Consider the following 12,754-nt stretch of genomic DNA (forward strand, 5'->3'; position numbering starts at 1 on the left):
GTATCGCCTCGTCGTGTTGGTCGTGAGGGCCGGATGCGCGCGGGCCGCCTTTGGCCCGTCGGTCGGCCCCGCTCTTTTGGCGGCAGGCGTCGCGGGTCCATGGGTAACGACAAGACGAACATGATCATCGCCGTGGTGCTGTCGCTGGCAGTGCTTCTCGGCTGGAACTACTTCGTCAGCGCACCGCAGGTGGAGCGCCAGCGGCAGGAGCAGGCCGCCAAGCAGGCGCAAGCCGCGAAGGACGGCCCGGCGGCGAGCCCGCGCGAGGGCGGCCCCGCCAGCCCGCTGCCCGGCACCCTGCCGGGGGCGCCCAACGGCAGCCCGGCCCTGGCGGCGAGCCGCGCCGAGGCGCTGGCCCGCTCGCCGCGGGTGCGCATCGACACCCCGGCGCTCGCCGGCTCGGTGGCGCTCAAGGGCGGCCGCATCGACGACGTGCTGCTGAAGAACTACCACGAGACCGTCGACAACTCGTCGCCGCGCATCGAGCTGCTGTCGCCGACCGGCTCGGCCAACCCGTACTACGCCGAGTTCGGCTGGGTCGGCCAGAATGCCGGCCAGCTGCCCGGCGGCGACACGCTGTGGACCGCCGAGGGCGACGCCCTCACCCCCGAGAAGCCCCTGGTCCTGACCTGGGACAACGGCGCCGGCCTCACCTTCCGCCGCACCATCTCGGTCGACGACAAGTTCATGTTCACGATCGCCGACACGGTCGAGAACAAGGGCGCCAACGCCGTCAGCCTGCTGCCCTACGGCCTCGTCTCGCGCTGGGGCAAGCCGCACACGCAGGGCTACTACGTGCTCCACGAGGGCATGATCGGCGTGCTCGGCGACAAGGGCCTGCAGGAATACACCTACGACAAGCTCGGCAAGGAGAACCCCCTCGGCACGCCCGGCACCCGCGGCCTGTCCTGGACCGGCGTGACCGGCGGCTTCCTCGGCATCACCGACAAGTACTGGGCCGCCACCGCGATCCCGGACCAGAAGACCCCCTATACCGGCTCCTTCACGGAGCGCGACGAGGGCGCCACCAAGGTCTACCAGGCGAGCAGCCTCGGCGAGGCCAAGCAGCTCGCCCCCGGCGCCACCGTCTCGTCGGAGCAGCGCCTGTTCGCCGGCGCCAAGGAAGTCGGGGCGATCGACGGCTACGAGAAGTCGCTTAGCATCAAGCGCTTCGACCTGCTCATCGACTGGGGCTGGTTCTATTTCATCACCAAGCCGATGTTCAAGGCGCTGGACTTCTTCTACCGGCTCTTCGGCAACTTCGGCGTCTCGATCCTGATCGTCACCCTGCTGCTCAAGCTGCTGTTCCTGCCGATCGCCAACCGCTCCTACGTCTCGATGGCCAAGATGAAGGCCGTCCAGCCGGAGATGACCGCGATCCGCGAGCGCTACGCCGACGACAAGGTGAAGCAGCAGCAGGCGATGATGGAGCTGTACAAGAAGGAGAAGATCAACCCGGTCGCCGGCTGCTGGCCGGTCCTGGTGCAGATCCCGGTCTTCTTCTCGCTCTACAAGGTGCTGTTCGTCACCATCGAGATGCGGCACGCGCCGTTCTTCGGCTGGATCCGCGACCTCGCGGCGCCGGACCCGACCTCGCTGTTCAACCTGTTCGGCCTCCTGCCCTACACCCCGCCGGACTTCCTCCACCTCGGCATCTGGCCGCTCATCATGGGCGTGACGATGTTCGTGCAGATGAAGATGAACCCCGCGCCGCCGGACCCGGTCCAGGCCCAGGTCTTCACCTTCATGCCGATCATCTTCACCTTCATGCTCGGCTCGTTCCCGGCCGGCCTGGTGATATACTGGGCGTGGAACAACACCCTGTCGGTGATCCAGCAATACGTGATCATGCGGCGCAACGGGGTGAAGGTGGAGCTGTGGGACAACCTGCGCTCGACGTTCTCCCGCGCACCCAAGGCCGCGAAGAGCTGATGCAGCACGAGCCTCAAACCGAGGCCGAGAAGGCGGCCGCCCTGCGCGAAGCAGGGCGGCTGCTCTTTGCCGGCTCGGCCGACTTCTTCTACGCCGCCGACAAGCTCGCGATCCTGCCGCCGATGCGGGGGCACGAGATCGCCTTCGCGGGCCGCTCCAACGTCGGCAAGTCGAGCCTGATCAACGCGCTCACCGGCCGCAACGCGCTGGCGCGCACCTCGCACACACCGGGGCGCACCCAGCAGCTCAACTTCTTCGACATCGGCGGCGGCAAGCTCGTCCTCGTCGACATGCCGGGCTACGGCTACGCGGCAGTCGAGAAGGCGAAGGTCGCGGCCTGGACCGAGTTGATCCACGACTACCTGCGCGGCCGGGCCAACCTCGCCCGGGTCTACGTGCTGATCGACTCGCGCCACGGCATCAAGCCGATCGACGCCGAGGTGCTGGACGGCCTCGACAAGGCCGCGGTCTCCTACCAGATCGTGCTGACGAAGTCGGACGCCCTCAAGAAGCACGAGATCGAGTCCAGGCTCGACGCGACGAGAACGGCGATCGCCCGGCGGCCGGCGGCCTACCCGGAGATCATCCTGACCTCGAGCCGCACCGACGACGGCGTGACCGATCTGCGCGCCAGCATCGCCCGGCTGCTCTCAGAGCGCGGCGAGGCATGATGCCTGCCGCCGACCGGATGCTGATCGCGCTCGCCGGCCTCGCCGGCGCACTCGGCGTCGGCCTCTCGGCGGCCGCCGCCCACATCGCCGGGGCGACGAGCCTCGCCACGGCGGCGCAATTCCTTCTCTTTCACGCCCCCGCCCTCCTCGGGCTCGCCCTGCTCGCCGGCAGCGGGCGGGCGCATCCGGTCCCGGTGCGAATCGCCGGTTTCGCACTGGCGCTCGGCCTCGCGCTGTTCTCCGGCGACCTCTCGATGCGGGCGTTGCTGCAACAGCCGCTCTTTCCGATGGCGGCGCCGAGCGGCGGCATGATCCTGATACTCGGCTGGGTGCTGGTCGCGGTCGCGGCGTTCTGGCCCTTGCATTCCGGACCGCGAGAAGCTCCCGGGACGCGATGAACCGGGTCAAGGCGGCGCCCATTCCGTAACGGCAAGCGCGCTAAAAATCTGCTATCCTCTTTTCCGACCGAACAGAGGAGCCAGGAATGAGCGCGTTCAAGCCGGTTTCGGAAGACGATTTCCACGCGATCATCGATGCGGCATCCGCAAGCGATGCGTTCCGTCGTCGCTTCGCCGAGTTCGAGCCGTCAACCGACGGCGACGATTTTCAGGTCCATCACGGCGATCTCGACATCGACGGGGATTTCGTCGCGCCGGCGTATTGCACGCTGGTGGTGGGCAACCTGACCGTCTCTGGTTTCATCGACCTCGCCAACGACTATGACCGCGGCTTCGACGAGGGCGGATTGTTCATCGTCCTCGGCAAGGTAGAATGCCGGGTCTGGGCCGGCGAGGGCGGCAAGTGCGCCTTCGTGGATGGCGACCTCCTCGCGCGCGACCTTCTGCTGAATGCCTACGAGGATTCTTTGCTCGTCGTCAGCGGGACGCTCGTCACCCACTTCTTCTACGGCGTCGATATCCATGCCGAGGTCGGAGTGGGCGCCGTGATGGAGTACGGCTGCGGCTACGCCATGCTCGAGCATCCCGACGAGGACCCGGTCCAGATCGAGCCGCGCCACGACGAGGACGCCTCGATGGCCCTGCTCGACGTCGACGACGTCGACGACGTGTCGGCGGACGACCTGATGGACCGCATCCGTGCCGGGGAAACCGTGATCCGGCGAGCGCCCGGCCGGGAGTGACGCGAGGCCGCGCGTCCGCTTCCCGCGGGCGCGAGGACCGCGGGGGCGGCCACACGGCTTTTTCCCGCGAACGGCCAAGCTTCTCTCGCCTCCGCCCTCTGGACAGAACCCGCCTGCGGGCCACATCTGCGACAACCACGCGGAGACCCAGGCATGAACCCGCTCAAGAAACTGCACGCCGAACAGGACCAGGCCGTCTGGCTCGATTTCGTGGCCCGGGGCTTCGTTCAGGAGGGCGGGCTCAAGCGCCTGGTGGACGAGGACGGCCTGCGCGGCGTCACCTCCAACCCGGCGATCTTCGAGAAGGCGATCGGCCACTCGGACGAGTACGACGACGCCATCAAGGCGGCGGGCGACCAGCGGGTGATCGACCTCTACGAGGGGCTCGCCATCGCCGACATCCAGGCCGCCGCCGACGTGCTGCGCCCGGTCTTCGACGCCAGCGGCGGGCAGGACGGCTTCGTCAGCCTGGAAGTGTCGCCCTACCTGGCGCTGAACACCGCCGAGACGCTGGCGGAGGCGCGCCGCCTCCACGCGGCGGTGGCCCGCGACAACCTGATGGTGAAGGTGCCGGCGACGCCCGAGGGCATCCCGGCGATCCGCGACCTCACGGCGGACGGCATCAACATCAACGTCACGCTGCTCTTCTCCCAGGACGCCTACGAGCAGGTCGCCAACGCCTATATCGAGGGCCTGGAGAAATTCGCGGCCGCGGGCGGCGACGTTAGCCGGGTCGCCAGCGTGGCGAGCTTCTTCATCAGCCGCATCGACGCGGCGGTGGACAAGCGGCTGGACGAGAAGGTCAAGGCGGGCGGCGACGGGGCGGCGCTCGAAGGCCTCAAGGGCAAGGTCGCGATCGCCAACGCCAAGCTCGCCTACCGGCGCTACAAGCGCCTCTTCGCCGGCGACCGCTGGGAGAAGCTCGCCGCCAAGGGCGCCCATCCGCAGCGCCTGCTGTGGGCCTCCACCGGCGTCAAGAGCAAGGCCTATTCCGACGTGCTCTACGTCGAGGAGCTGATCGGGCCCAACACCGTCAACACGATCCCGCCGGCGACGATGGACGCGTTCCGCGACCACGGCACGGTGCGGGCGAGCCTGGAAGAGGGGGTCGACGAGGCCGAGCGGGTGCTCGCCGATCTCGCGAAGACCGGCATCGACCTCGACGCGGTGGCGCGCCAGCTCGTCGAGGAGGGCGTGCAGCTCTTCGTCGACGCCGCCGACAAGCTCCTCGGCGCGGTCGCCGGCAAGCGCCAGAAATTCCTCGGCACCGGGCTCGACCGGCAGGCCCTGGCGCTCGGCAGCCTCGACGAGCCGGTGAAGAAGGCGATCGAGACCTGGCGCAAGGACGGCCTGGTGCGCCGGCTGTGGCAGCGCGACGCGAGCGTGTGGAGCGGCGCCGACGAGGCGCAGTGGCTCGGCTGGCTCTCCATCGTCGAGGACGAGCTGGCGAAGGCCGGCGACTACGCCGCCTTCGCCGCGGAGGTGAAGCAGGAGGGCTTCACCGACGCGGTGGTGCTCGGCATGGGCGGCTCCAGCCTCGGCCCGGAGGTGCTCGCCGAGACCTTCGGACAGCAGCCCGGCTTCCCGCGCCTGCGCATCCTCGATTCGACCGATCCGGACGAGGTGCGGGCGGTCGAGGCCGCGGTGAACCTCGAGCGCACGCTGTTCATTGTCGCCTCGAAGTCGGGCTCGACCCTCGAGCCCAACGTGTTCCGCGATTACTTCCTCGGCCGGATGCGCGACGTGGTCGGCCACGACAAGGCCGGACGGCACTTCGTCGCCGTGACCGATCCGGGCTCGGCGATGGAGAAGGCCGCCAAGGACGACGGCTTCCGGCGCATCTTCTACGGCGTGAAGCAGATCGGCGGGCGCTACTCGGTGCTCTCGGCCTTCGGGCTGGTGCCGGCCGCCGCGATGGGCCTCGACGTGACGGCGTTCCTGGAGAGCGCCCGCGTCATGGTGCGCTCCTGCGGCCCCGACGTGCCGCCGGACCTGAACCCGGGCGTGCAGCTCGGCCTGGTACTGGGCAAGGCCGCAACCGAGCAGGGCCGGGACAAGGTCACGCTGATCGCCTCACCCGGCATCGACACCTTCGGCGCCTGGGCCGAGCAGCTCATCGCCGAATCGACCGGCAAGGAGGGCAAGGGCCTCATCCCGATCGACAACGAGCCGCTCGCCGCACCCGCCGCCTACGGCAACGACCGGGTCTTCGTGCAGCTGCGCCTGGAGGGCGCGACCGATGCCGGCCAGGACTCCGCCGTGACGGCGCTGGAGCAGGCCGGCCACCCGGTGGTGCGGATCGACCTCGCCTCGAAGGCGCATCTGCCGCAGGAGTTCTTCCGCTTCGAGATCGCGACGGCGGTGGCAGGCGCGGTGCTCGGCATCAACCCGTTCGACCAGCCCGACGTCGAGGCGAGCAAGATCAAGACCCGCGAGCTCTTCTCGGCCGCCGAGAAGGACGGCGCGCTCCCGGCCGAGACGCCGGTGGCCGAGGACGACACCTTCGCGCTCTACACCGACCCGGCGAATGCCGATGCCCTGCGCAAGGCCGGGGCCGGCACCGACCCGGTGAGCTGGATCAAGGCGCAGATCGGGCGCGTGGGAGCCGGCGACTACGTCGCGCTGCTCGCCTACGTCACCCGCAACCCCGAGCACCTGAAGCAGCTCCAGGAGGCCCGGATGGCCCTGCGCGAGGCCCGGCACGTCGCGACCTGCGCCGAGTTCGGGCCGCGCTTCCTGCACTCGACCGGCCAGGCCTACAAGGGCGGGCCCGACAGCGGCGTCTTCCTCCAGATCACCTCGGAGGCGCCCGACCTCGCGATCCCCGGCCGCAGCCTTGGCTTCGCCACCGTGATCGCCGCCCAGGCGCGGGGCGATTTCGGCGTCCTGTCCGACCGCGGCCGCCGGGCCCTGCGCGTCCACATCAAGGGCGATGTCGCCACGGGGCTCGACCGGCTGAAGTCGGCGCTTAGTTAGCTCCTCCAACGCGGTCCCCCTCTCCCACACGGGAGAGGGGAAATCGCGACAGACGACATGTGACGGGCCCCCGCGCCCACGGGCCGCCGGCCCCGGCCTCGCCGGCGAGGAGTGACACGATGCAACTCGGCATGGTCGGTCTCGGTCGGATGGGCGGCAACATCGTCCGCCGCCTCCTGCGCAACGGGCACACGGCGGTGGTGTTCGACCAGGATCCCAAGGCCGTGGCGGCCCTGGTGCAGGAGGGCGCGGTCGGCGCCGACAGCCTGGAGGACTTCATCGCCAAGCTCGACGTGCCGCGCACCGCCTGGGTGATGCTGCCGGCGGGCGACCCGACCGAGGTCACGGTGATGAAGATCGCCGGCCTGATGCAGCCCGACGACGTGATCATCGACGGCGGAAACTCGTTCTACAAGGACGACGTCCGCCGCGCCGCGGTGCTGAACGAGAAGGGCCTGCACTACGTCGACGTCGGCACGTCGGGCGGCGTCTGGGGGCTGGAGCGCGGCTACTGCATGATGATCGGCGGCCACAAGGCGGCCGTCGACCGGCTCGACCCGATCTTCTCGACGCTCGCGCCCGGCCTCGGCGAGGTCTCGCGCACGCCCGGCCGCGACGGCCGCGACCCGCGCGCCGAACACGGCTACATCCATGCCGGCCCGAGCGGCGCCGGCCACTTCGTCAAGATGATCCACAACGGCATCGAGTACGGCCTGATGCAGGCCTATGCCGAGGGCTTCGACATCCTCAAGCACGCCAACTCGGCGGAGCTGCCGGAGGCGCAGCGCTTCGACCTCAACATCGGCGACATCGCGGAAGTGTGGCGGCGCGGCAGCGTGGTCTCGTCCTGGCTCCTCGACCTCACGGCGACGGCATTGGCCGGCGACGAGAACCTCGACGCCTTCTCGGGCCACGTCGCCGATTCGGGCGAGGGCCGCTGGACGCTGAACGCCGCCATCGAGGAGGCGGTCCCGGCTCACGTTCTCTCGGCCGCGCTCTACGCCCGCTTCCGCTCGCGCCAGGAAGCGACCTACGCCGACAAGCTGCTCTCGGCGATGCGCAAGGGCTTCGGCGGCCACCAGGAGCCGAAATGACCTCCGCCATGGCCGAGGGGGCAGCCCCCCCGCCCGCCTGCACCCTGGTGATCTTCGGGGCGACCGGCGACCTCACCCACCGGCTCCTGATGCCGGCGCTCTACAATCTTGGCCGCTGGGGCCTGCTGCCGAAAGAGTTTTCCGTGATCGGCGTCAGCCGCACGGAGATGTCCTCCGAGGAGTTCCGCGCCGAGCTGAGCGAGACCGTACGCGGCTTCATCACCGCCAAGGGCGGCGAGGCCGGCGGCGGGTCGTTCGACGAGGGCGTGTGGAGCGACCTCGTCGGGCGCGTCCATTACCGCTCGGGCGACCTGTCGGATTCGGCGTTCTTCGGGGAGCTGAAGGGCGCGATCGCAAAAATCTCCGGCTCGGAGGATGGCGGCAACGTCCTGTTCTACCTCGCGGTCGCCGCCGGCCTGTTCGGCCAGACCATCGCCAAGCTCGGCGAGGCCGGGCTGACCGAGGAGGCGGACGGCCGCTGGCGCCGGGTCATCATCGAGAAGCCGTTCGGCCACGACCTGCCCTCGGCGGAAAAGCTCGACGCCGACATCCTGAAGGTCCTGTCCGAGGACCAGATCTTCCGCATCGACCACTTCCTCGGCAAGGAGACGGTGCAGAACATCATGGCGTTCCGGTTCGGCAACGGCCTGTTCGAGCCGCTGTGGAACCGCGACCACATCGATCACGTCCAGATCACCGTCGCCGAGACGGTGGGGGTGGAAGGCCGGGGCAAGTTCTACGAAGCCACCGGTGCGCTGCGCGACATGGTGCCGAACCACCTCTTCCAGCTCTACACCCTGGTGGCGATGGAACCGCCGATCTCGTTCGAGGCCGAGGCCGTGCGCGACAAGAAGGAGGAGGTGCTGCTCGCCACCCCCTCGGCGCGCCCCGAGGATGCGGTGCGCGGCCGCTACACGGCGGGCACCGTCGACGGCAAGGCGGTGAAGGACTACCGCGAGGAGCCGGACGTCGCGCGCGACAGCGACACCGAGACCTTCGTGGCGCTCAAGCTCGGCATCGACAACTGGCGCTGGGCCGGGGTGCCGTTCTACCTGCGCACCGGCAAGGCGATGACCCGGCGCGACACCGAGATCGCGATCCGCTTCAAGCAGGCGCCGCTGTCGCTGTTCAAGGGCACCAACGTCCGCGAGGACGTGCCGAACTGGCTGGTGCTGCAATTGCAGCCCGACGAGGGCATCTCGCTGCAGTTCGGCGCCAAGATCCCGGGCCCGGCGGTGCGGCTCGGCAGCGTCGACATGCGGTTCTGCTACAAGGACTACTTCCAGACCGAGCCCAGCACCGGCTACGAGACGCTAATCTACGACGCGATGATCGGCGACCCGACGCTGTTCCAGCGCGCCGACATGATCGAGGCCGGGTGGCGCATCGTCCAGCCGATCCTCGACGCCGCGGCGAAAGGACAGCGGGAAACGATCCCCTACGAGGCCGGCAGCGCCGGACCCAAGGAAGCCGACGATCTGTTGACCAGCGAGGGGCGCGCCTGGCGCTCGCTGGAGCATCCGACATGAGCACACTCCCCGCGGGCCATCGGGTGCTGCCCGACGCGGACGCCGTCGCCCGCGCGGCGGCCGGGCGGCTGGTCGGGATCGCGGCGGAGAAGCCGGACCGGATCGGGATCTGCCTGTCGGGCGGCTCGACCCCGAAGCTCCTCTACCGGCTGCTCGCCGGGCCGGAATTCCGCGAGCGCCTGCCCTGGGAGCGCCTGCACTGGTTCTTCGGCGACGAGCGAGTCGGCGACGGGCCGGAGGCCGGCAGCAACCGGCGGCTGGCCGAGGAGGCGTTCGGGGACCTCGTCCCGCGCGGCCACCTCCACCCGATCCCGACCGATCGCGCGCCCGAGGCCTGTGCGGCCGACTACGAGGCGGAGCTGAAGGCCTGGTACGGCGCCGACCGGCTCGATCCGGCCCGGCCGCTCTTCGATTGCGTGCTCCTCGGCCTCGGCGAGGACGGGCACACCGCCTCGCTGTTTCCGGGCAAGCCCGAGGCGCGGGAGGCGACGGCCTGGGTGGTGGCGGTGCCGGAGGCCGGCCTCGCCCCGTTCGTACCGCGGGTGAGCCTCGCAAGGCCGGCGCTCGAGGCGACGCCGCTCGCCCTCTTTCTGGTGACCGGCGCGGGCAAGCGCGAGCCGCTCGCCCGCCTCGCCGCCGGCGAGGACCTGCCGGCGGGCCAGGTGCGGGCCGCCGGCGAGACGGTCTGGCTCCTCGACGAGGCGGCGGCGGGTTAGATCCCCCGGCGCTCCTCAGGCGCTCCGCACCGAGACCAGGAACCGCGAGACCTCGGCGTTCAGGTGCTCGGACTGGCGCGACAGCTCGGAGGCCGAGGACAATACCTGCGCGGCCGCGGCGCCCGCGCCCTCGGCGGCGCTCGCGACCCCGGCGATGGTGCCGGTGACCTCGCCGGTGCGGGTCGCCGCCTGGGCGACGTTGCGGACGATCTCCTGCGTCGCCGCCGACTGTTCCTCCACCGCCGCCGCGATGGCGGTGGCGAGCGCGTCGATCTCGCGGATGCGCCCGGTGATCGACCCGATGGCGCCGACCGCCTGCCCGGTCACGCCCTGGACCTGGGCGATCTGGCGGGCGATCTCGTCGGTGGCCCGGCTGGTCTGGTTGGCCAGTTCCTTGACCTCGGCGGCGACCACCGCGAAGCCGCGACCCGCCTCGCCGGCCCGCGCCGCCTCGATGGTGGCGTTGAGCGCGAGAAGGTTGGTCTGCCCGGCGATGGTCGAGATCATGCTGACCACGTCGCCGATGCGCGCGGCCGCCTGGGTCAGGGCGTTGACGAGACCCGCGGTCTCGTCGGCCTGCCGCACGGCGGCCTGCGCGAGCTCGGCCGAGCCGTGGACCTGGCGGCCGATCTCCTGGACCGAGGCGCCGAGTTCTTCCGCCGCCGCTGCCACCGTGCCGACATTCGAGGCCGCCTCCCGGGCGGCCTGCGCCACCGAGGCCGAGCGGTTCGCCGTCTCGCCCGCGCTCGTCGTCATGCCGTGCGCGGTGGCCTGCAGCTCGGTCGCCGAGGACGAGACGAGGCCGACCACGCTGCCGACCGCGCGCTCGAACGTGTCGGCGAGCGCCGCCATGGCGTGGTGGCGGTCGGCCGCCGCCGCGGCCTCGGCGGCGCGCCGGATCTCCGCCTGCTCCTCGGCCCGGCGGGAGACCAGGGCGCGGATCGCCTCGACGGCGCGGCCGACGGCGCCGATCTCGTCCTTGCGGTCCGAACCCGGGATCGACGCGATCTCGTCGCCGCGCGCCATCGCCTGCAGCGCCAGCGCCAGCCGCGAGAGCGGGTTCGCGAGGTTGCTCGCCAGGCCGTACATCACCCCGACCGCCCCGATCGCGACGAGGAGCCCGGCGAGGAGCTGCCAGGACAGATCGGTCCGGGCCCGGCCGGACAGGGCCGTGCCGAGGGCCGCCGCATCCGCCATCACGGCCCCGCGCGGCAGCGCGATCAGGATCGACCAGGCGGTGCCGGTGCGGCCGAGGCCGACCGGGGCGACGACCCGGAACTCGTCGAGCGTGGCGTCGTAGCCGACGAAGCTCTGCGCCGCCCGGATCGTCGTGTCGTAGGGCGTCCAGCCGGCATCACCCTCGGCGAGGGGATGGCCGATGCGCCTCGCGTCGCGGCTCGAGGCGATCACCAGGCCGGACTGGGACACGATCGTGACCGAGCCCTGGCCCTGGTACATCGACGTGCTCGCCGCCTCGGCCGCCTTCTGCACGAAGGACAAATCGAAATCGGTGCCCGCGACGCCCGCGAACCGGCCGCCGACGGTGAGCGGCACCGAGATGGTGGCGAGGTAGACCGACTGCCCCTGGACGACGTAGGGCAGCGGTGCCAGCAGGCTCTCGCGCCCGGTCTCCTTCGGACCGAGATACCAGCCGCCCTTCATCACGCCGTTCGGGTGCAGGTCGCGGCTGTCGTACTCGACCAGCGGCTGGACGGCGATCCGGCCGTCGGCGGTGCGGGTCCAGTAGGGCAGCGCCCGGCCGGTGGAATCCGCGCCGACGTCGCGCCGGTTGGCGAAGCTCTCGTCGGCCCCGTCGAGGGCGTTCGGCTCCCAGGCGCTGTAGGTGCCGTTGAAATCCGGGTTGCGCTTCAGCACCCCGAGCAGGAAGTCGTTGAGGACGGTGCGCATTTGCGCCGGCTTCGATCCTGCCTTGCCGGTCGTCAGCGCCTCCAGGATGCCGGAGGTGTTGCGCGCCGCCGCGAAGGCGAAGTCGAGCTTGTGCTGGATCGTCGTCGCCTGGTTCGCCGCGATGGCCTGGAGATAGGTGCGGCTCTTCTCGTCGAGCACCGTCTCGAAGGTCTTCGTCACGAACTGGCTGTTGCTGATCGTCGAGTAGGCGCCGAACCCGACGATCAGCATCGAGGCGACGAGGCCGCAGGTGCTGGAGGCGGCGATGATCTTGAACTTGACCGACCGGAAGAACGAGACCTTGTCACTCTGCGCGTGACCGGACACCATGACGATCGCCCCCGTTGCGTGGATGCCTTGGCTTCGATCGACAGTCTGCACAAGCAACGTCCGACGATCTTGCGAGCCTCGATTGTCCGCAGTCGCACTAACAAATGGTAAATTTCAAAATTTTCCATAGTCTAAGTTAGATCAGCCGTTAGGTCGACGCTGCGATTGATCCAGATCATGGTGGGGTTGCGCAGCGCCGTGGCGGGGATATCGGCAGCCGTGGCCGTCACGCGTGATGCGTCGGCCGGTACGTCCCGAAACGCGAACGGCCCCGAACGCGGAGGCGTCCCGGGCCGTCGAGGTGGACGTCGCACGGACCGGAGATCCGCTCGCACGGAATCCCGCGCGACTTGAGCGTGAGAGTCTTGCCCCGCCCTCGACCTCGTCCTGAGGTGGTGGCGATCTGCGATCGCCGACACCTCAGGACGAGGTCGAGACGCCGACGCAAGAATCGTCA

General features: G+C 70.1%; 9 protein-coding genes. 8 read left to right on the top strand and 1 reads right to left on the bottom strand.

What is annotated here, in order from left to right; all coding sequences use genetic code 11:
* The first annotated feature begins 99 nt into the window (after positions 1-99).
* The 8 genes from yidC to pgl all read left to right on the top strand — a co-directional run bounded on the left by yidC (position 100) and on the right by pgl (position 10,059).
* Positions 100-1,932: a membrane protein insertase YidC gene (gene yidC, locus HPY23_RS23455; RefSeq protein WP_060846648.1), complete on the top strand. Its 1,833-nt coding sequence runs from the start codon at positions 100-102 to the stop codon at positions 1,930-1,932.
* Entirely contained in the window at positions 1,932-2,603 is a 672-nt protein-coding gene (gene yihA / locus HPY23_RS23460) for a ribosome biogenesis GTP-binding protein YihA/YsxC (protein WP_091883393.1), read from the top strand. The genes yidC and yihA overlap by 1 nt, the downstream gene beginning before the upstream one ends.
* Positions 2,603-3,001, top strand: a complete 399-nt coding sequence (locus HPY23_RS23465; protein WP_060846650.1) for a DUF423 domain-containing protein — start codon at positions 2,603-2,605, stop codon at positions 2,999-3,001. Before yihA ends, HPY23_RS23465 begins: the two co-directional genes overlap by 1 nt.
* Before the next feature lie 86 nt (positions 3,002-3,087).
* Positions 3,088-3,744 carry a hypothetical protein gene (locus HPY23_RS23470; RefSeq protein ID WP_091883396.1) on the top strand — a complete coding sequence of 219 codons (657 nt, stop codon included), beginning with the start codon at positions 3,088-3,090 and terminating at the stop codon, positions 3,742-3,744.
* 153 nt (positions 3,745-3,897) lie between these two features.
* Positions 3,898-6,720, top strand: coding sequence for a bifunctional transaldolase/phosoglucose isomerase (locus tag HPY23_RS23475; protein WP_091883399.1), 2,823 nt, complete (start codon positions 3,898-3,900; stop codon positions 6,718-6,720).
* Between the two features lie 119 nt (positions 6,721-6,839).
* A complete protein-coding gene (gene gnd / locus HPY23_RS23480; RefSeq protein ID WP_091883401.1) occupies positions 6,840-7,814 on the top strand; it encodes a phosphogluconate dehydrogenase (NAD(+)-dependent, decarboxylating) in 975 nt (324 codons plus the stop codon).
* Positions 7,811-9,343 (top strand): glucose-6-phosphate dehydrogenase, encoded by a 1,533-nt coding sequence (gene zwf / locus HPY23_RS23485; protein ID WP_091883405.1) that lies wholly within the window; start codon positions 7,811-7,813, stop codon positions 9,341-9,343. The genes gnd and zwf overlap by 4 nt, the downstream gene beginning before the upstream one ends.
* Entirely contained in the window at positions 9,340-10,059 is a 720-nt protein-coding gene (gene pgl, locus HPY23_RS23490) for a 6-phosphogluconolactonase (RefSeq protein ID WP_091883408.1), read from the top strand. The genes zwf and pgl overlap by 4 nt, the downstream gene beginning before the upstream one ends.
* 15 nt (positions 10,060-10,074) lie before the next feature.
* Here pgl and HPY23_RS23495 read toward each other — a convergent pair whose 3' ends face one another.
* A complete protein-coding gene (locus HPY23_RS23495) occupies positions 10,075-12,297 on the bottom strand; it encodes a methyl-accepting chemotaxis protein (protein ID WP_200601500.1) in 2,223 nt (740 codons plus the stop codon).
* Positions 12,298-12,754: the final 457 nt, after the last annotated feature.

The organism is Methylobacterium ajmalii, from assembly GCF_016613415.1.
GTDB lineage: Bacteria > Pseudomonadota > Alphaproteobacteria > Rhizobiales > Beijerinckiaceae > Methylobacterium > Methylobacterium ajmalii.